Here is a 20,976-nt window from a genome sequence, read left to right as displayed (position 1 = left end):
AGATCCTGTCAGTTCTTCCCTGCATTTCCCGCTTGCACCGGCGGTGCAAGATTAGCATGCTTACGGCCAGGGATCTCACCCGTCGCCTCATACTCCACAACGATAGCATCAATCTCTTTCTTCAGCTCGGAAACGAGATCCGCTTCCGGTACTTTGCGGATCATTTCTCCATAGCGGAACAACAATCCTTCGCCACGGGCGCCGGCGATACCGATATCGGCTTCACGGGCTTCACCAGGGCCGTTAACGGCACAACCTAGTACGGATACCTTAATCGGCACCTTGAGCTTGGAGATGTATTCTTCCACCTCGTTAGCGATGGAGAACAGGTCAATATCCAAGCGTCCACAGGTCGGGCAAGAGATCAGTGTTGCCGCATTCGAGATCAGACCGAAAGTCTTGAGCAGCTCACGTGCTACCTTGACCTCTTCGACTGGATCAGCACTGAGCGAGATACGTACGGTGCTGCCAATGCCCATAGAGAGCAGCGCACCTATACCTGCCGAGCTCTTGACTGTACCGGCGAATAACGTGCCGGATTCAGTAATGCCCAGATGCAGCGGATACGGGATAACTTGTGCTGCTTGGCGATAGGCTTCGATGGCCATAGGTACATCGGATGCTTTTAAAGAAACGATAATGTCGTGGAAATCCAGCTCTTCTAGAATTCCAATATGAAATAGGGCGCTCTCAACCATAGCTTCCGGTGTGGGGTAACCGTATTTCTCCAGCAGATGATTCTCCAAGGAACCGGCGTTTACGCCGATCCGGATGGGGATACCTTTCTCTTTGCAAGCCTGAACCACGGCTTCTACCTTATCACGACGGCCAATATTACCGGGATTAATACGTACCTTGTCGATACCGTTCTCTATAGCTAACAGTGCTAACTTATAGTTAAAATGAATATCTGCTACTAGCGGGATATGAATCTGCTTCTTGATTTCCTTAATGGCTGCAGCGGCCTCTTCATTGTTGACCGTTACTCGCACCAGTTGACAGCCGGCTTCCTCCAGCCGCAATATTTCAGCTACAGTCGCTTCGACATCTGCAGTTTTGGTGGTACACATGCTTTGAATAGCAACCTCGTTGTTTCCCCCAATAATGAGCCCGCCAACGTTGACAGGACGTGTCTGATGTCTCAAGAACATGATTTTCTCCCCCATAACGCCAAAGCTCCACCCCTTCGCTCCCGCCGTTGAAGCGGGAAAGCGGAAGAAAGGTGGAGACTGTGGCATGTATTGTTAAAACGTAAGGAAAGCTTAGGCACTTTCCTCTTGCTTCTTGTCTTTCTTGATCCCTAGCTCAGGCATAGACTTATCCTGAACGACCTTCTCTGTGATGATGCAATCCTTGATATCATCGCGTGAAGGAACCTCATACATCACATCCAGCATGATGCTCTCGATAATGGCGCGCAGTCCACGGGCTCCCGTATTGCGTTTGATCGCTTCCTTGGCTATAGCTTCCAGGGCCAGCGGCTCAAACTTCAGCGCAACGTTATCCATTTCCAGCAGCTTGATATACTGCTTCGTGAGCGCGTTCTTCGGCTCGGAAAGAATACGTACCAGTGTATTCTCGTCAAGCGGCTCCAAAGTCGAGATAATCGGCAGGCGACCTACAAACTCAGGAATAAGTCCGAATTTGAGCAGATCTTCCGGCAATACCATAGAGAGGTATTCGCCAGTCTTCAGATCCTTTTGTCCTTCAACTGCTGAATTGAAGCCAATGACTTTTTTGCCGATACGGCGTTTGATCATTTGCTCCAGACCATCAAAAGCACCGCCAACGATAAACAGAATGTTCGTCGTATCGATCTGAATGAATTCCTGATGCGGATGCTTACGTCCACCTTGCGGAGGTACGGAAGCTACAGTTCCTTCCAGAATCTTCAAGAGCGCCTGTTGTACGCCTTCTCCAGATACGTCACGGGTAATGGACGGGTTCTCGGATTTGCGTGCTACTTTGTCAATCTCATCAATATAGATGATACCGCGTTCTGCTTTCTCCACATCATAATCAGCAGCCTGGATCAGTTTCAGCAGAATATTCTCTACATCTTCACCAACATAACCAGCTTCCGTTAAGGAAGTAGCATCCGCTATGGCAAAAGGAACGTTGATGATCTTCGCCATCGTCTGCGCTAGCAGTGTCTTACCCGAACCCGTTGGACCGAGCAATAGAATATTACTCTTCGTGAGTTCAACGTCTTCAATCTTGCTCTGACTGTTCACTCGCTTATAGTGATTATAAACTGCCACGGACAATGATTTCTTCGCCTGTTCTTGGCCGATTACATATTGATCGAGAATATTGCGAATCTCCATTGGTTTCGGAATATCCTTAAGATCCAGTTCTTCCTCAGATCCAAGCTCTTCTTCCACAATTTCAGTGCACAATTCGATACATTCGTCACATATATAAACGCCTGGTCCTGCTACAAGCTTACGAACCTGCTCTTGTGATTTGCCGCAGAAGGAACATTTCAGCTGACCTTTTTCATCATTAAATTTAAACATCTAACCACCCCTTTAAGATTTGATCGGTGAAGAAAGTACTTGATCAATAAGCCCGTATTCCTTGGCTTCTTCCGCGCTCATGAAGTTATCACGGTCTGTATCCCGTTCGATTTTTTCAAGGGTCTGACCTGTGCGTTCTACATAAATCTGATTGAGTTTCTGTTTGGTCTTGATAATCCAGTCCGTATGAATACGAATATCGGATGCTTGACCCTGAACTCCGCCAAGCGGCTGATGAATCATCACTTCAGCGTTGGTTAGAGCAAATCTTTTACCTGGAGCCCCAGCTGTCAACAGCAGTGATCCCATACTTGCTGCCATACCCACACAAATCGTTGAAACATCCGGTTTGATATATTGCATTGTATCATATATACCCATACCGGCTGTTACAGAACCACCGGGCGAGTTGAGGTACAAGTGAATGTCCTTTTCAGGGTCATCTGCTGCAAGAAATAGCAATTGAGCTATAACCAGATTGGCGACATCATCGTCAATCGCACTACTCAGGAAAATGATGCGATCCTTCAGCAATCTGGAATAGATATCGTATGAGCGTTCTCCCCGACTTGTCGTTTCCACAACCATTGGTACCAGACTCATGCCACCAACCTCTTTTCTCTATATAAATTAGTCTTTCCGTTTCAAAAATATTTTAACACGTTCACAGCGCCATGTCATTTTTTCACTGCTGTGGATATTTAAATTGCTTATGTGGATGAGAGTATAACTCATTTCTCCCGCAAATGCCAATGCTACATAACTGCAGATATGTACCTAAATTTACACTCCAAGATTATACCCAAGAAGACTATGGCTCCCCAAATTATATAGAGAAGGCACGTACTAAAAAATACGTGCCTTCTCTATTGTTTATGGAGGCCTACTTACTTGACCGTTCTGGCAATTCTGTCGCTAATTACTCAGCGTTTGCTTCTTCAGTTACAGCTTCTTCTACCACTTCAGCAGCCGGTGCTTCAACTTCCACACTATTGCTAACGAGGAATTCAATCGTTTTGCGCAACGAAATTTCATCATTCAGGCTGTTCAATGTACCGTTAGCTGCCAGAATGTTGCGGATTTCATCAGGTGTACGTTTGAAGGATTCAGCCATATCAGCCAATTCCTGAGTTACTTCTTCTTCAGAAACTTCAATGTTCTCTTGTTTAGCGATAACTTCCAGTACCAAGTTGTTGCGAACGCGCTTCTCAGCATCGCCCTTCATTTGGTTCTGCAAATCTTCACGAGTCTGACCCGAGAAGCTAAGGAACATATCCATGTTCATACCTTGTTGACGAAGACGGTTGTCGAAGTCGCGAACCATTGTTTCAACTTCGCTCGCAATCATCGATTCTGGAATTTCAACTTCAGCGTTAGATGCAGCCAAATCTACAACAGCATTTTCGCGAACACCCTTCAGTTCATCCTGTTTACGGGATTCAAGCTGTGCTTTGAGGTCTGCAGAATACTCTTCCAGAGTTTCGAATTCACTTACATCTTTAGCAAATTCATCGTCCAGTTCAGGAAGCTGTTTGCGTTTGATTTCATGCAGCTTCACTTTGAATACTGCTACTTTACCTTGAAGGTTCTCTGCATGGTAAGTATCAGGGAAGGTAACTTCAACATCCTTAAGATCTCCAGTGCCCATGCCTACAACCTGTTCTTCAAAACCAGGAATGAAAGAATTGCTGCCTAGTTCAAGGGAGTGACGCTCTGCTTGTCCGCCTTCGAATTGCACGCCATCAACAGATCCGTCAAAATCGATAACTGCGATATCACCGTTAATTGCCGTTCCTTCTTCAATAACAACGAGTTCAGCATGACGTTCTTGCAGACGAGCAAGCTCAGCAGCCATTTCTTCTTCAGTAACTTCTGCTTTCTGAACTGGAACTTCCAAGCCTTTGTATTCGCCAAGTTTCACTTCTGGTTTAACCGTAACCTTCGCTTTGAAGATAAATGGTTGACCTTTAGCAAATTGCTCGATATCTACTTCAGGACGGTCTACAGGGAAGATATCGGTTTGTTCAACCGCTTCGCCATAAGCTTCAGGAAGGAGAATGTCGATAGCATCTTGATACAGGCTTTCTACACCGAAACGGGATTCAAAAATCGGACGCGGCACTTTACCTTTACGGAAACCAGGTACATTTGCTTTCTTAACCACTTTATTAAAAGCTTTGTCTAGTGCAGCAGTTACACGCTCTGCTTCTACTTCGACTTCAAGAACTCCAAGGTTCTTCTCTATTTTTTCCCAGGTTGCTTTCATATTATACTTTTCCCTCCAAAATAGGTTACATGTTTACTACAAATTCACTACAAAATAATCACGCAAATTACGCACAGAATAACCATTATATTATATACAACATTACTTTATTTATCAAGTAGAGAAGTCTTTACGAATCCCTTGAGAGAGCGATATGCCCCTTCAAATTGAAAGCGCATGCCATCCGTAATCCCGTACATACCACGGGTCTCTTCCTCGAGACGAGTGCCATTTAGGCTCTCAGAAACCATTTGATGCAATGCCCCTGCCCAGATGTCCAGCAGTGCATCTTCTCCACCTAGCAGCGTCCGGTACTCAGTCGACCCATAGATCGACATGACAAACTGTCCCCAGAGCTCCTGGGCAAAATAATACAGTGTAGGCTCGTGTATCTCAGCCTGTACAGCCACACGCTCCAGCACCTGACTTACCTGTGGTGGAAACTCTTCGTTCTGCAACGGTACGCTCTCAATTTCCACCAGCGCAGCTTCAGGTCCGCGAATTAACTGAATGGTTCCCTGTACTCCGCGTCGGCGAAGTGTCTGCAGCGTGCGGAATTGCAGCAGAGGATGGATATTCTTCCCCTGCAGCCAGAGAGTCAGTGCCTCGTCAACATTGCTGCCCTCTAGGTAGGATAGCTGCTCCAGTGCCAGAATCGTAGCCTCGGAGAGAGGTTCGTTCATTACTCGATGCAACAGCTTATTAGGATAATCCGCATCTTCGTCATACTTCGCCTTGGCAAGAATCCGGGCCATATCCTCTTCCCTGAGATCTTCTTCCTCGCGTTGAAATTCTCCTTCAACTTCCCCGTTCCGGGCAGCTGTCGGAAATGCTGTTACCAGCCATTCCAGCAAAGATTTCCATTCCTCATAATGCCGTTCTTCCTGTCCCTGACACAACAGTAAAAAACGAAGCAGTTCTATCGCTTCCCCGTAACGTTCACTTTCCAGCATCACCGTCAGCTGAATTTGATAATAATCCAGCGTTTTCGGAAACAGCACGATATTCTCTTTGGCGGGGGAATTCGAATTCTTAATAAGGACACCTCCTTGCACCAATATATTAACTCACCGAAACTTTTATCAATTGTAGATTATAGCATATCCACGACAAGCTTCAAAAAAACAAGTTGAAATTGATCTCTATGTATGATAACATAAATTTTGCTTGCTTTTCAGTCTTTCTGTCATGTCCCGGTAGCTCAGCCGGATAGAGCATGCGCCTTCTAAGCGCACGGTCGGGGGTTCGAATCCCTCCCGGGACATCATTGAGATAGCCTTTCTTCGGAAAGGCTATTTCTGCGTTCTGGAGGGTGTCTACTTGATTAAATTAACGTGAATTTATGCCTCTAAATCGGGTCTTGGAAGCAAAATCGGCTGGATTCAGAGGTGAATAACGGCATGAAATGCTGTTATTTAGCGAATTTAGCTTGAATTATCGATTTAGCGGCATAATATGCTGTTAAAATAAAATTATTTAGCCAATGAGCGCTTAAGAGAATGGCTAGAGTTCTCTGCAGGCTGAATCATCGAACACTCGAGTCTTTGGAAAAGTGACGATGCTCAAGCAATCGTTATATGGTCTGGTTCGTAATTAAAAAGTATAGCCGCTCAGCGAACCATTCGCACGGTTTCAATGTCGAAGACCTTATTCTCTACTGGCTCTGTTATGTCAATAGAATAACGGTCGATGGTTATCCTGCCGAGATACATTTTGCGGACTGTGATGCTGCGTTTGGCCTTGAGGTAGGATTGTGCTCCACTTTCCCCGCCTACTAGAAAAGCTGTAATAGTTCCGCCCGCCTCCAGCTTGGAGCCACGGCATACGGAATAGGTCTTAAGAAATGAAATGTTTCCGGAGGAGAACAGGTCACTCTGAACAATTCCGTCTCTATGAATCAAAATATCACCGTTTGATTTAAGAGTACTATTCTGGCATTTACCGATATTAACCTCAACCTTATTCTCCTGCATCCGGGCCACACCACCATGCAGTTCCTCCAGCATATTAATGAATCCGCTGAGCGATGCATCATTCAGAAAATCTACCAATTGTGTCGGCTTCAGGAAGATATTCAAAAAGTGCAAGGTTTGGTGCAGATCCTGATGATACATGGCCTGCACATTGGTAAGAACCGTGAGCAGATCCTTGATGATCTGCGGGATCTTCTGGAACTTGCTCTCCAGCAGGAGAAGGACTGCTTGTCCATAATTCACACTCTGTTTACGGCTCTCGACGGCCTGAATTAGCATCCGCACGGCTTTTTGCAGCTGCGTCACTTCCTCTATCAGCAACTGGGAACTATTGTAAATTCGATTGTACATTACTCCAAAGTAGCCGGAATACAACTTGCTGTTGGCCACATTTCCTTTGACCAGAATACTCCCAGTTGCGGTGATAGTTGAGGTATACACACTACCTGCAACATACACATTGCCCAGCGATTCAATAATCATATTGTCTTCCACATCGCCATGGACAATAACATCTCCTGAGAATAATATATTCCCGGATTTAATATTAACATTGCCTGGTACGATGTATGAGGTACAGATGTCAAAGCTCTTAATCCTGTCCCCTGTAACTCGAGGTCTGCCTTCACGCAGCGCGCGAATTTCATTATTCACTAGCAGTACGGTATTATTGCTGGCGATGATGATAATATCCGTTGGCGGTGGCGGGTACAATATTTCTCCGTAAACATCATATCCTGGAATCCCTTCAACAACAGGGATTCTGCGGGCAATCACCTCACCTCTAACAGCAGAAGGAATGCGGAGATGACTACGATAATCGACCTGCCCTTCGACTTCACTGAACTCATTCTCGATGGTCTCAGAGAAAAATAGTTCAACATGTGCGCTATCCCCAGGCACAGCCGCTCTCCCCTTAACCACACCAATCGGCTGATAGGTTGGGTTCTGCAGCTCGGCATGAATACCGGAAATGTTCAGATTCTGAATAATCTTCCTTTTCTCAAAATCGGAAATAATCTGATTCAGGTTAAGACTCCCGATCACTACTGCCGCATTCATTCCTGCATCTACTTCGAGCCAGCTCACCGGAGAATGATCATTCAATTTCCATGAATAACGCTTTGTAGAATACAGTGTAAAAAAAGCTTGCAGCTTATCTTCAGAAACGGTAATCGCATACAACGGGGGTTCGAGAATTTCCCATTCAATCGTATCCTGTGAGGTAACCTCGGTTGGCATCGAAATGACAATTCCATTCACATGGATATGAACAGGAAGTACAGCTGATATCACTGCAGGTGTTCCGCCGGGAAGAGGGTCCTGTACAAATATTTTATCAGCCCGAACGAGCAATCGTCCGTTGTATTCTTCTTTAGAATTATCCATCGGCATAAATGCAGCTATATGAGTATCTAATTCAGGTTCCAGTTCTAACATATTAATTAACTTATTTATTTCTTGCTCAGACATACGATCAGGCATCTTTATTACACCTCCCGGGTCGCGCATGGGTCAGTCCATTTCCATATAGTAGAATAAAATTTGGTAACTGCTTTCATTCTAGTCGTATTGGAAGTTTTAATCAATTGACCCTGTCCAGTTCTCCCAAACAAATAGGCTGTCTCCAGTGTGATTTCATTCACTGAGGACAGCCTTAATATGAAATGAGACTGCAGCACTCCCATCCCTCTTATGAAATATCAGCGTCCACGACGGCGATTTCCAAGCCATAATGGAAACCGGAAGGCGAAATTGATTAACAAGACTACAAATACGAGCACTGCTGCTGACTTATCAGCAATCTGTTTCGCATCCTCTACAATCGCCTCAGATTGTACATACCATAAGTGTACAGCCAGTGTCTCACCAGGCGAGAACAGATTGAAGTCCCACATTTCGCCTGAGGTGCTGAGACCAGCCGTGAGAATAATGACTGCGGACTCCCCGAAAGCGCGTCCTGCAACAAGACAGACTCCGGTAACAATAGCGGGTAAAGCAACCGGTACTACGACAGTACGGATGACGTGGAATTTGGTCATGCCGAGTGCATAGCCAGCCTCCCGGATCTCGCCAGGAACCGCACGTATGGCTTCCTCCGTAACCCGTGCCAGCATTGGTAGATTTAGCAGTGCCAAGCTGACGCCGCCTCCCAGAATGGTCAGGCCGACATCAAAGTATTCAGCAAAAATAGCCAGGCCTAGCAGACCGAACACAATAGAAGGCACTGAAGATAAGGCTTCTACACAGATGCGCAGGCCACCGGTAAACTTGTTATCAGGTGCATACTCGGCCATATAAATCCCGGCTCCAACTCCGAGAGGAATCGATATCAGCAGGGAAATAAACAGAATATAGAAGGAATTGAACAACACGGGGCCAATACCGCCGCCTGCATCCATTTCTTCCGTATTCTTGATCAGGAAATCAGGTCTAAGCGAAGGCAAACCTTTGCTTAGAATGGTGAAGAGCATCCAGAAGATGAGCAGCATCACCAATGCACCAAGGATATAGAATCCTATTGTTGCGAGTCGGTTATTCCTTTGCGCGCGTGCAGTATATTTCGTACGTGAGAAGCCGTTCATGCTGCATCCCTCCTTTTTCTGCCCAATATCCGAATGATCAGAATCAGTACAAATGAGATAATAAGCAGCAAAAATGCCATCATATGCAGCGCGTAATTCCAGGTGGAATCAAACTCCACATTGGAGATTTGCATAACGATGTTACTAGTCAGGACAGAGGTTGGTGTGAACAGCGTCTTCGCCAGTTGAGGGGTGTTGCCGATAACCATTACTACAGCCATCGTCTCCCCCACTGCGCGAGTCATGCCAAGAATCACGGCTGAGATAATGCCTCTGCTTGCCGCAGGCAGTACGACACGAACAATTACCTGTAAGCGGGTAGAACCAAGAGCATATGCGGCATCGCGATATTTGCGTGGAACAGAAACAATGGCATCGTCACTAATCCGGCAAATCGTCGGCAGAACCATTAATGCCAGAACAAGCGCTGCTGCCAGCAGGCCATCACCCAAGCTTTGTCCGCTGATTTGACGGAGGAAGGGCAATAACACCGTCAGACCGAGGTAACCATAAACAATGGAAGGAATCCCGACCAGCAAATCTAACACAGGCCGAATAAAGGTCTTCATCCATACCGGAGCAATTTCTGCACAAAGCACTGCCATGCCTACAGAAATGGGAACAGCAATCAACAGTGTTATAGCAGTCAATGAAAGTGTATTTACGATGAAGGCAGCTGCTCCGAAGGCTTCATCCTCTGGCGTCCAGTTGAAAGAGAGAAAGAAGTCCGCAGGTGAGATATGGCCGAACAGAAGCAGTGCCGTTTTGCCGATAAATATAATGACAAGTCCAAGCACGAAACAAAGCGCAAGGATGCTGAATAAAAAATAGTATTTGAATATCGTATTGCTTAGCAGATGTCTGCCATGACGTTTGGAGTCTGCGGTTACCTCAGTAACGCTCCCCTTTACCCTGGATGCCAGGTTGTGGACTGGTGCCCCCATACTTTCCCTCCTGTAAGCGGCCAACTCCACATGAAGTCTGGAGCTGGCCGCTGTTACCATTCAATATGATGTTTGGATAAACCTTATTTCATTGCTGCAATCGGAATGAATTTAAGCTTTTTCAGGGAACCTTGTTGGAACTTTTTGCTTTGAACGTATTCGATGAATTGTTTGGTAACGCCAGTAGGCTGACCTTTAGTCATGTAGTAACCATAAGCCCAAATCTTGTAAGAACCGTTGATAACATTATCTGTAGAAGCTGCTACACCATTGAATTTCACAGCCTTGATATCGCCGCCACTTACATAGACAAGGTCAATATAACCGATAGAGTTAGGTGTTGTTGCAACGGCTGTCTTCATGTCACCGCTTGAACCGGTTTCTTTGTAGTTCTTAGATTTCTTGGTGATGTCGCCGCCAGCCAGAGCTTTGGCTTGATAGTTAACGCGTGTTCCTGAACCGAAGGCACGAGTGATAACTACGATATCTGCATCTGCTCCGCCAACTTCTTTCCAGTTCGTTGTTTTACCGGAGAAAATACCTTGAAGCTGTTCTGTAGTCAGGCTATCCACACCAACATTTTTATTCACAATAGTAGCAAAAGGAATTACGGCTACTTTATTCGCCACCTGTCCGTCAAAGGCTTTGAAGCCTGGAACGTCCATACTTGCATCCCAGTCGCAAGCGCCAATATCAGCGATGCCTTTCTTCACTGCTTGTGGTCCGGTAACTGATCCTTTACCGGAAGCCGCAATCTTCACCTTAGGGTGCAATTTCTGGAATTCCTTAGCTGCCTGCAGTGTCAGTGGAAGAAGTGCTGTGGAACCATTTACTGTGATTTTTCCTTTAACTGAGTCTGCTGCTGCTGCGATCCCAGCAAATGATGCGGTTACTACAATAATAGCTGTAAGAGCCGTTGCTGTGAATTTTTTGAAAACTTTCATGAAATATTTCTCCTCCCGGCTCTACGCCGATAAATTATGATGGTTTATGATGTGCATTACGTTTTATTTGGACAATTGGAGAGCGACGCCATTCTGAATGATCCACAGTTTACCGTCAATTACGATAGCAAGCTTGCTTCCGTCAGTGGATACAGCTACTTCTGAGACGTCTTCAGCTGTATGGAACAGCTCTGTTGGTGCTCCGCTCGCGTTAATGGAATAAATGACTGTTTTACCGTCTGCTGCAGTACCGGCTGCGATCAGTCCATTGCTGACAGCGGTTGACCAGTTAACTTCAACATTCAAAGCAATAGCAGCGCTAGTTCCATCGGCTTTAACTGTCTTCAATGTGTTCGCAGCATTGCCATCCGGATCTGCACTCAGGTAGACGATACTACCATCGGTTAAGATTTCAGGATACAGCTTGTTATCAGGTGTAGTTGTCAATGCAGCCGGTTTAGCATCCTTGACGGTCAAATCAAGCTTGTAGAGCTGTTCGCCTGCACCGCTGAAGTCTACTGTCAAAGAATCTTCCGTGCTGTCAGCGTCATTCTTGGCTACACCAGTTACGTTAACGATATAAAGAGCGCTCTTCTCATCTGCTGAAATACTTAATGCTGATTTATTCTCAACCTTGTCAGCCAGAACGGTCGAAACCACTCCAGTTTCCACAGAAATTACACCGATCTTCTCCTGCTTGTCTCCTTGGACAAAGTAGATCTTCTTACCGTCTTGCGACCAGACCAGATCCGTCTTCACGCTGTTATCTGTACCCAGTTTCTTGATAGCACCACTGGACAGGTTAATCAGATTAAGCAGGCCAGTGTCATCATTGTAGGCACCCCAAGCTTGGTCGGCGGAAACTGCAAAGTCCGCTGCGCTATCATCTGAAGAAAACATTTCATAATTGCCTGGTTGTGTGCTGAATTTAAGCAACTGAGCAGTCTCAGCATCACTCTTATTAGCAACAATACTTCCATCAGCAGTCCAATGCAGAGTATCGAATTGGCCCTCAGGACGTGCAAAGCTGAGAATTGTATTAGGACCAGCCTGCAGTTCGCCACCCAATGCTGTCACAAGCTTAGTCAGTTCAACATAGGCTTTCCCCTTATATATTACAGGTGCAACTGTGAATTCTTGCGTAGCGCCATCTACTTGATAGCTCTTGGAACCCGTATTTATTAGAACACTATGTAGCCCTTTGCTGTCATTCAGTTCGAATCCGGTTGCTCCCAGAATAAGGTTGGCTCCAATCTCACCTGCGACCTGGCTTAGCGAATACAGCTTGTAACCACTCGTATCGATAGTGTTGAACGCAATTGGTGTACCGTTCACAGTCCAGGTAGTGATACCCTCTTTAACCGTTGATGTCTTGGCAGCAGCCGTATTCACAGCTACAGCTTTTACACTTTTGGAACTACTTGCTGCTGATACAGTACCTGCAACCACTGTTACGAGAAGTGCCGAAGCCAGTGTTGCGCTTAACCATTTACTATTTTTCAATTAGACTCACCCTTTTCATGTAGGTAACTGCTAATGTAATTCTCGTCTACAATTGTTAATTCTGTTCCAGAGGAATGTTATGGAAATATTAAGTGTAAAAAAAACAAAAAATCCCCTTGAGCTAAAGGACTGTAAGGGCAGTCATTTAGCCAAAAAGGACTTTTTCAGGTTCAAAACACGTAAAACAACCTAATTAATTGGAAATCCAGGTCACAATTATTTCACTACTCCCAGACTTGGAGGATAGCTTGCTGCCAATAATGGAGTAGGAATACGCATCTTCGACTTTACCGTTAATAATCATGTTATCCCTATCGACAATTTGAGTGTCGAGTTCAAGAGCTTTATCATTGACATACTCTCTATAGGTAGTTCCCAGTCTATCCATACTCTCATCCGTCTCATAGATCAACATTGCCGATTTCTTCCCGCCTCCCAAATCGTCCCCCGAATGTGTGATATCGGCACCGTCCGGGATTGGGAAATCAGTGGGCAAGTATGCCGGCTTTGGAACATTAGCGTCTCCTCGTACGACTTCAACTCCGCTTGCAGAACTACTCTGACTCTGCGCTTTATCAGCAGCCGTGTTCGAACTGCTGCAGGAGGTAATACTTACTGTAGCCATAAGAACCATCACCGCCGTAGTGACAAGTTTCATACCGTACATTGAGCAGCATCCTCTCGATTGTCATTTTTGGAATTCATTTATAGTTAACAAAAGTTCAATGAAGGTTTAAGAGTTCATACCATATTTAACCAAACTAACCATTCCCAAATCTTAATACTTAAAATTTCATGGTTTTATGGTGTGCAGCAAATAAAGATTTACAATTACTTTCATTTGCCTTACAGTAATGAGTGAGTGCTCACTCATTACTGTAAGAATCGAGGAGATCGAAATGGACACAGGAAAGCCTGTTATTTCAGTACGCAATGTAGGGAGGGCCTTTGGCAGCAAACAAGTATTGGAGGACATTTCGCTTGAAGTAGAGCAAGCAGAAACCTTCGGCATTCTAGGCCCTTCCGGCTCTGGCAAAACAACTCTGGTGAAGCTGCTGACAGGAATTGACGAAACCACTTCGGGGGAGGTATTTGTGCTTGGCGTCAAAATGCCTAAACTCGCTATGTTGCAGCAAATTGGCTACATGGCTCAATCCGATGCTCTATACACAGAACTAAGTGCGAAAGAGAATTTGGAGTTCTTCGCTGCGTTATACGGGTTGAAAGGAGAACAACGCTCCCGCCGTATTAAGGCTGTAATGGAGCTAGTAGATCTGGAGGAGCATTTGCGTAAAAGAGTGGACCAATATTCTGGGGGAATGAAACGCCGTTTGTCACTGGCTATTGCCCTGCTGCATGAACCGCCGCTACTCATCTTAGATGAACCGACGGTAGGAATCGATCCGGTGCTGCGTCTGTCGATCTGGAAGGAACTCAAAGCGTTGAACCGCAAAGGAACCTCGATCGTGTTGACGACCCATGTGATGGATGAAGCGGAGAAATGTGATCGGCTCGCTATGATCCGGGATGGCAAGCTGCTTGCAGTCGATACTCCAACAGGTTTGCTGCAGGCTACTAGTACAGCCTCCATTGAGGAAGCCTTTTTATATTATGGAGGTGTCCGTTCATGAGAATCAAAGCGATAACTCTGCGTATTCTACAGCAGTTTATTCACGATAAACGAACGATGGCGCTGATGTTTCTTGCTCCACTACTCGTCCTAAGTCTGATGAGTCTCGTCTTCAACGGGAAAACTTATGTCCCGAAGTTCGGCGTTTCCGGCCAAGCAACGATTCTATCCACCACTCTGGAGAAACACGATGCGGAGGTCACGACATATACCACAGCGGAGCTTGCTCAGACTGCGCTTAAAGAAAGTAAGATTGATGCCTTAATCACGATGAATGGAACCGCAATACAGGTTGAACTGGAAGGAAGCAACCCAACCGCGAATCGGGCGGTAATGATGGTGCTGGAAGTTACTGCGCAGAATCTTCTCCCTGCTACACAAGTTCAGGTACTACCACAGATTAGCTACTTGTACGGCTCTGCCGATATGAAGACGATTGACCGTTTCGGTCCGATTATGATCGGCGTATTCGTATTCTTTTTCGTATTCCTGATCGCCGGTGTTTCCTTCCTGCGAGAACGAACTACGGGTACATTGGAGCGTCTGCTCTCCACACCGCTTAAGCGTTGGGAAATTGTGCTTGGTTACGTGTGTGGCTTCGGGATATTCACTGTATTGCAGGCACTGCTGATCTCCTGGTATTCCATACAAGTACTCGGCATTATTATGACGGGGAGTTTCGGGTATGTCATGCTTATGACGCTGCTGCTGTCCATGGCGGCTTTGACGCTTGGCACATTACTGTCGGCTTTTGCTGCTAATGAGCTGCAGATGATCCAATTCATCCCGCTCATTATTGTGCCACAAATATTCCTCAGCGGTCTGTTCCCGCTCGATACTCTCCCACTCTGGCTGCAGCGGGTGGGTCTTGCAACACCTCTATATTATGGTGCAGAAGCACTGATGAATATCATGATTCGTGGCAAAGGCTGGAGTGCGATCGCACTGGATGTATACGTGCTGATCGGCTTTTCGCTGCTATTCATGCTGCTGAATGTATTAGCTCTGCGCAAGCACCGCAAAATGTAAGTATAGTCCGTAACTATGTTACGATAAGTGGATAGAATAATGTCTGGAGGGTTGCCATCATGGCGGAAGATAGTACTGCTGGGCAGAACTCAGCGGATGAGCAGTGGGTTGAAGAACTGCTATCCATTAGTAAAGAAGAGAAAATGACCCCCAAGCAGATTTCTATACTGCAGGCGGCGATTGATGTGTTCTCTGAAAAGGGGTTTTCGGCCACGGCTACCAGCGAAATTGCTCAAAAGGCGCAGGTAGCAGAGGGGACGATTTTCCGCTATTACAAGACGAAGAAAGAATTGCTGCTCGCTATTGTCGGACCCACGATGAGCCGCATGATCGCCCCTTTTGTGCTGCGTAATTTCAATGGCGTTTTGGATGTTCCTTTTGACAGCTATGAAGAGTTTCTGCGGGCGTTTATCGTTAACCGGCTTGAATTCGCTCGTAAGAACTTCAAAATTATCAAGATTGTCATCCAGGAAATCCCCTTCCAACCTGCGCTCAGAGAAGAGTTTATGGAGAATGTCATGAGTAAGGTACTGGAGCGTGTAGTCGCTATTACAGAGCACTTTAAGGAAAAAGGCCAGCTCATTGATGTTCCTACGCCTGCTATTCTTCGCTTCACCATCTCTTCTGCTGTCGGCTATTTGCTTACCCGTCTGCTGCTGCAGCCGGAGAAGGATTGGAACGATGAGGAAGAGATCAACCTGATCGTCCGATTTATTTTGCATGGGATCGGTGGATCGCCGTCGGAGTGAACTATATCAAAAAAACAGGATTTGCCTATGGGCCCCCCATAAGCAAGTCCTGTTTAATATACAGCGGCATTCTCCATAACTGTAGGCTTGCATCTTTGAAGCGTACGCCTGTTCTGTTATCATAGACACTATATAAATTTCAGACTGTGTGTGTGGTCACCAGAAAGGAACAACGCTATGGGTTTTAGTGTGTCAGAACGGGTAATCAAGCTACTCTGCGGCAAGCTCGCTTTTGAGCAAGGCGAAGCTTATTACTACTCGGGAAAAGTAAAAATGACCTTTTCGGATTCGGAATCCGAATCCGGCCAAAGCTCCGAGCGATCCCGTTACGAAGCCATCGTTCACAGCAGTCACGAGGTCTGGGTCGAAATAGATGGCGACGGGGATGTCCATGCAGCATGCAATTGCCCCGCCTATTATCACGGTGGTCCTTACTGCCAGCATATAGCAGCAGTGCTAGTATCCATTCGTAAGATTGAAAATATCAGCGACCCTTCCAGCCAGACAGTTGCTTCCAGTCTTCATGCAGGAGCTCCTTCCGTGGATGAGGTCGGAGTCCTTACCCAACGGATTTTTAAAAATCCTACTGATAGCACAGGCAGTTCCACGCGTGATCAACAGCTCGTGAACAGTATGCTGGGGATGTTCGGAAACCACCCGACGCGATCAAGCGGAACCGGAACCTTTATGGATGCAAGGATACCGCTTACGATAGAATTCACCTGCAGGCCGTTCTCCTATAGCTATGGGAATAGCATGCTGGGTATAGAAATAAAGCTGGGTCCGAAGCGTCTTTATATTGTACAGAAAATAAGAGCCTTTCTTACGCATGTGCACCGCGGAGAAGTTTTTGAATTCTCCAAACATTTCAGTTATGATCCGTCTCTGCACAGCTTTCGGAAGGAAGATAATACTGTGCTGCAGATGCTTATTGAAATCTTGTTAAATGAGCGGATGTACCGAGATAATATCAGTCATTATTCTTCTTATACAAGCAGTATGATGGGCGGAGATCGACTGCTGCCAGTCCCACCTTTTTTCTGGAATACTCTTCAACCCGCTCTTGCAGTCGCCCCTTCCGTTCATTTCCAGCAAGGGGATAAAGTGATTGAAGGGATTGTATTGTCTGAGGAGGCGCTGCCGCTGAGCTTTGAGTTCGGTGAGGCAGAAGACGAAGGCTACCGCTTGAATGTTCAGGGATTGGAACAGATTACGGTCATGGAGGATTATGGGCTTGTTCTATCAGAGGGCAAGCTGCTGAAGCTGTCAGTCCAGGAATGCAGCCGTCTGGCAGAAATGAAAAAAATGCTAACCTCCTCCCGCAGAGACGGAATCGGCATTACTCCAGAGCAAATGGAACCTTTTATGGACAAGGTAATCCCCGGCTTAATGAAGCTGGGACGTGTCCACATCGCCGATGCTATCGCTGATCGTATCGTACATGCCCGGCTTCATGCCCGGCTCTATCTGGATCGGGTAAGAGATCGGCTGCTCGCCGGACTGGAGTTCCAATATGGAGATATTGTCATTAACCCCTTAGATGTAAGGGGGCATGGACGCGGCACTGAGGTTATTCTCATGCGGGATAGTGAAGGAGAGCGCCGGATTCTAGAGCATATGGAGCATGAATCCTTCACTAAGACTGAGGGCGGCTATATTATGAGCGACGAAGATGCCGAATTCGATTTCCTATACCATACGGTTCCACTACTCGAGCCGCTCTTAGAGGTATATGCCACTACTGCTGTCAAGGGACGATTGTTCAGTGCTACCACTCCCCCCAAGGTTAGCATCAGTTGGAACGAGAAAACCGATTGGTTGGATTTCAAGTTCAACATGGAAGGGATACCGGAGTCTGAAATCGTCTCAGTCCTGCAATCGGTTCAGGAGAAGCGTAAATTCTACCGCCTGCCGGACGGTGCCTTGCTGCCACTGGAAAGTCAGGAATTCCAAGAGATTATTACCTATATGAATGAGCTGGGCATCCGTAAGAACGAAATTAAAGGCTCAGAATTCTCTCTGCCTGTTATTCGCGGGTTGAACTTAACGTCTACACATAATCATGGCGACTCCGTGAAGCTTGATAGATCCTTCCGAAGGCTGCTTGCCAATATGTTTAATCCGGAAAATCTGGATTTCCCTATACCGCACAGTCTGGTTCCCGTGCTGCGGGATTATCAGCAGTATGGGTTCCAATGGCTGAAGACCTTGGCCCACTATCACTTTGGTGGTATCCTGGCTGATGATATGGGACTGGGCAAAACGCTGCAGAGCATCGCTTTCCTGCTCTCTGAGCTGCCGGATATCCGGCATGGGGGCCAACCCGCGCTTGTCGTTGCTCCTGCTTCACTTGTCTATAACTGGCATAACGAGCTAATGAAGTTCGCTCCCGAGATTAAAGCGGTCATTGCTGACGGAACTCTAACAGAGCGCAGCTCGATTTTAAGGAATACGGTAGGGGCTGACGTCATTATTACCTCCTATCCATTGCTCCGCAGAGACGCCGAGCTGTATGCGAAGCAGTCCTTCCACACCCTCTTTCTAGATGAGGCACAGGTGATTAAGAACCATACTACACAGACAGCTCAGGCTGTAAAAGTACTGCAGGCCCGGTATCGCTTCGCGCTTACTGGTACCCCCGTGGAGAATGCTCTGGAGGATTTATGGTCTATCTTCAGCGCAGTCTTTCCCGAGCTGTTCCCAGGCAAGAAAGCCTTTCATGACCTGCCTAGGGAAACCATAGCCAGACGGGCACGTCCCTTTCTACTGCGGCGCCTAAAGAGCGATGTACTAAAAGAACTGCCCGATAAAATCGAAACATTGCAGGCCTCAGAACTGCTGCCCGAGCAGAAGAAGCTTTATGTCGCCTATCTCACCAAGCTGCAGAAAGAAGCCCTCAAGCACTTGAATGACGACGACTTCAACAGCAATCGAATCAAAATCCTGTCTGGATTGACCCGCTTGCGCCAGCTCTGCTGCCACCCTGCTCTATTCGTTGAAGGTTATACCGGAAGCTCTGCCAAGTTCGAGCAACTGTTCGAGATCATCGGGGAATGCCGCAGCTCGGGCAAACGAATGCTGATCTTCTCGCAATTCACCCAAATGCTGGGTCTGATCAGTCGGGAGCTCGGAGTTCAAGGAGTACCGCATTTCTATCTGGATGGCCAGACTCCAGTCTCCCAGCGTGTTGACCTGTGTAATAAATTTAATGAAGGCGAACGCGACTTATTTCTGATTTCCCTTAAAGCAGGTGGCACCGGGCTGAACCTGACTGGAGCAGACACCGTAATCTTGTACGATCTGTGGTGGAATCCCGCCGTCGAGCAGCAGGCTGCCGATCGTGCTCATCGAATCGGGCAGAAGAACGTAGTGCAGGTTATCCGCCTCGTTACGCAAGGCACCGTGGAAGATAAGATGTACGAGCTGCAACAGAAGAAAAAAAATCTGATTGATGAAATCATCCAGCCCGGACAGGAAGCACTGTCCAGCTTAACCGAGCAGGATATCCGCGAGATTCTGATGGTTTAATTCAAAAACGCCTTGCTCCCGTAGTAAATGGGGCAAGGCGTTTTTCTCATGCAATCTTATTCAGGGCCCAAAAGTCTTTGAAAGTATTTTCTATTGTACAGCATGCTATTACTGCGCCCGGCACTGCGGTAAAGCTGCTATAACGGCGTGGGTCTGATTCTGCTTACAGCATTGTTGTCGACAGGTTCAAGTCTATGAATGATTGTTTAAGAGAATCGCCTTTATTGTATTCCTATACTATTAACACAATCAAACTCTATCTATAATTCATAAATTAGCATTATCAATACCGAAGGAGGTGAAAGATTATGGCTATCTATTCGTTAGGAGCAGTTGCCAACCTCAACCCGACTCTTACTTTCCATGCGTCATCCGTTGAGTTGCGTATTACTAATACGACTGCCGCTCCACTCACTCCGATCGTTGTCAAAGTTTATAACAGCAATGGTGCAACACCTACAGGCGCGACTGAGGTATTATATTTCACGACCACGTTTGCTATTGGTGCACCGAACGGTGTAGTAACTCTTAATATCCCAACAGTAGTACCGAGTTACGCTATTACCGTTTCTTCTCCAGCTGCTGCAGGCTTCGTAAGTGATATTTCAATTTACGCACAAGGAAGAGATGCTGCTGGAAACTTAGTGGCTGATCAGGTATTCCCATTTGGAGATTGGAATTTCGTTACAACCGCTTAAGATCTCCCAACTTTACAAAGTAACGCACCACAAGCCACCCTAAGGAGCTGACTTGTGGTGTGGTACTGACATTAAGTCTGTGATTGATTGTTTAGGAGAATCGCCTTTATTGTATTTCCTATACTATTAACACAATCAAACTCTATCTATATTTCATAAACTAGCATTATCAATACAGAAGGAGGTGAAAGATTATGGCTATTTATTCGTTAGGAGCAGTTGCCAACCTCAATCCGACTCTTACTTTCCATGCATCATCCGTTGAGTTGCGTATTACTAATACGACTGCCGCTCCACTCACTCCGATCGTTGTCAATGTTTATAATAGTACTGGTGCAACACCTACAGGCGCGGCTGAGGTATTATATTTCACGACCACGTTTGCTATTGGTGCACCAAACGGTGTAGTAACTCTTAATATTCCAACAGTAGTACCGAGTTACGCTATTACCGTTTCTTCTCCAGCTGCTGCAGGCTTCGTAAGTGATATTTCAATTTACGCACAAGGAAGAGATGCTGCTGGAAACTTAGTGGCTGATCAGGTATTCCCATTTGGAGATTGGAAATTCGTTACAACCGTTTAAGATTTCACAACTTCCAGGGATTTC

General features: G+C 46.3%; 17 protein-coding genes and 1 tRNA gene. 7 read left to right on the top strand and 11 right to left on the bottom strand.

What is annotated here, in order from left to right; translation table 11 throughout:
* Positions 1-8 precede the first annotated feature (8 nt).
* The 5 genes from ispG to H1230_RS07505 form a co-directional block, all read right to left on the bottom strand.
* A complete protein-coding gene (gene ispG / locus H1230_RS07525; protein ID WP_239714900.1) occupies positions 9-1,151 on the bottom strand; it encodes a flavodoxin-dependent (E)-4-hydroxy-3-methylbut-2-enyl-diphosphate synthase in 1,143 nt (380 codons plus the stop codon).
* A gap of 111 nt (positions 1,152-1,262) precedes the next feature.
* On the bottom strand, positions 1,263-2,519 hold the full coding sequence (gene clpX, locus H1230_RS07520; protein ID WP_239714899.1) for an ATP-dependent protease ATP-binding subunit ClpX: 1,257 nt from the start codon (positions 2,517-2,519) through the stop codon (positions 1,263-1,265).
* A gap of 12 nt (positions 2,520-2,531) precedes the next feature.
* On the bottom strand, positions 2,532-3,122 hold the full coding sequence (gene clpP, locus H1230_RS07515; RefSeq protein ID WP_239714898.1) for an ATP-dependent Clp endopeptidase proteolytic subunit ClpP: 591 nt from the start codon (positions 3,120-3,122) through the stop codon (positions 2,532-2,534).
* A gap of 316 nt (positions 3,123-3,438) precedes the next feature.
* On the bottom strand, positions 3,439-4,785 hold the full coding sequence (gene tig, locus H1230_RS07510) for a trigger factor (protein WP_239714897.1): 1,347 nt from the start codon (positions 4,783-4,785) through the stop codon (positions 3,439-3,441).
* Positions 4,786-4,892: 107 nt separating this feature from the next.
* Entirely contained in the window at positions 4,893-5,786 is an 894-nt protein-coding gene (locus H1230_RS07505) for a hypothetical protein (RefSeq protein WP_239714896.1), read from the bottom strand.
* A gap of 189 nt (positions 5,787-5,975) precedes the next feature.
* On the opposite strand from H1230_RS07505, the gene H1230_RS07500 reads away from it, so the two are divergent.
* Positions 5,976-6,049, top strand: a tRNA-Arg gene (locus H1230_RS07500).
* Positions 6,050-6,395: 346 nt separating this feature from the next.
* Here H1230_RS07500 and H1230_RS07495 read toward each other — a convergent pair.
* The 6 genes from H1230_RS07495 to H1230_RS07470 all read right to left on the bottom strand — a co-directional run bounded on the left by H1230_RS07495 (position 6,396) and on the right by H1230_RS07470 (position 13,401).
* On the bottom strand, positions 6,396-8,243 hold the full coding sequence (locus H1230_RS07495) for a FapA family protein (protein WP_239714895.1): 1,848 nt from the start codon (positions 8,241-8,243) through the stop codon (positions 6,396-6,398).
* A 218-nt stretch (positions 8,244-8,461) separates the two neighbouring features.
* Positions 8,462-9,343 (bottom strand): phosphate ABC transporter permease PstA, encoded by an 882-nt coding sequence (gene pstA, locus H1230_RS07490; protein ID WP_239714894.1) that lies wholly within the window; start codon positions 9,341-9,343, stop codon positions 8,462-8,464.
* The gene (pstC, locus tag H1230_RS07485; protein WP_239714893.1) at positions 9,340-10,287 is read right to left on the bottom strand and encodes a phosphate ABC transporter permease subunit PstC; all 948 of its coding nucleotides are present in this window, start codon (positions 10,285-10,287) and stop codon (positions 9,340-9,342) included. The genes pstA and pstC overlap by 4 nt, the downstream gene beginning before the upstream one ends.
* An 83-nt stretch (positions 10,288-10,370) precedes the next feature.
* Entirely contained in the window at positions 10,371-11,231 is an 861-nt protein-coding gene (locus H1230_RS07480) for a phosphate ABC transporter substrate-binding protein (RefSeq protein WP_239714892.1), read from the bottom strand.
* Between the two features lie 63 nt (positions 11,232-11,294).
* Positions 11,295-12,734: a TolB family protein gene (locus H1230_RS07475; RefSeq protein WP_239714891.1), complete on the bottom strand. Its 1,440-nt coding sequence runs from the start codon at positions 12,732-12,734 to the stop codon at positions 11,295-11,297.
* Positions 12,735-12,927: 193 nt separating this feature from the next.
* Complete coding sequence (locus H1230_RS07470) at positions 12,928-13,401, bottom strand: hypothetical protein (protein ID WP_239714890.1); 474 nt, start codon at positions 13,399-13,401, stop codon at positions 12,928-12,930.
* A 232-nt stretch (positions 13,402-13,633) separates the two neighbouring features.
* On the opposite strand from H1230_RS07470, the gene H1230_RS07465 reads away from it, so the two are divergent.
* The 6 genes from H1230_RS07465 (at position 13,634) to H1230_RS07440 (ending at position 20,952) form a co-directional block, all read left to right on the top strand.
* The gene (locus tag H1230_RS07465) at positions 13,634-14,365 is read left to right on the top strand and encodes an ABC transporter ATP-binding protein (RefSeq protein WP_239714889.1); all 732 of its coding nucleotides are present in this window, start codon (positions 13,634-13,636) and stop codon (positions 14,363-14,365) included.
* Positions 14,362-15,393, top strand: coding sequence for an ABC transporter permease (locus tag H1230_RS07460; protein WP_239714888.1), 1,032 nt, complete (start codon positions 14,362-14,364; stop codon positions 15,391-15,393). The genes H1230_RS07465 and H1230_RS07460 overlap by 4 nt, the downstream gene beginning before the upstream one ends.
* 59 nt (positions 15,394-15,452) lie before the next feature.
* The gene (locus H1230_RS07455; RefSeq protein WP_239714887.1) at positions 15,453-16,142 is read left to right on the top strand and encodes a TetR/AcrR family transcriptional regulator; all 690 of its coding nucleotides are present in this window, start codon (positions 15,453-15,455) and stop codon (positions 16,140-16,142) included.
* A gap of 177 nt (positions 16,143-16,319) precedes the next feature.
* On the top strand, positions 16,320-19,670 hold the full coding sequence (locus H1230_RS07450; RefSeq protein WP_239714886.1) for a DEAD/DEAH box helicase: 3,351 nt from the start codon (positions 16,320-16,322) through the stop codon (positions 19,668-19,670).
* Between the two features lie 308 nt (positions 19,671-19,978).
* Positions 19,979-20,368, top strand: coding sequence for a hypothetical protein (locus H1230_RS07445; protein WP_239714885.1), 390 nt, complete (start codon positions 19,979-19,981; stop codon positions 20,366-20,368).
* Positions 20,369-20,562: 194 nt separating this feature from the next.
* Positions 20,563-20,952, top strand: a complete 390-nt coding sequence (locus H1230_RS07440; protein ID WP_239714884.1) for a hypothetical protein — start codon at positions 20,563-20,565, stop codon at positions 20,950-20,952.
* The last annotated feature ends 24 nt before the right edge of the window (positions 20,953-20,976 follow it).

Source organism: Paenibacillus sp. 19GGS1-52 (assembly GCF_022369515.1).
In the GTDB taxonomy this organism is placed as follows: Bacteria; Bacillota; Bacilli; order Paenibacillales; family Paenibacillaceae; genus Paenibacillus_AQ.
This window is presented reverse-complemented; position numbering and strand designations above follow the sequence as displayed.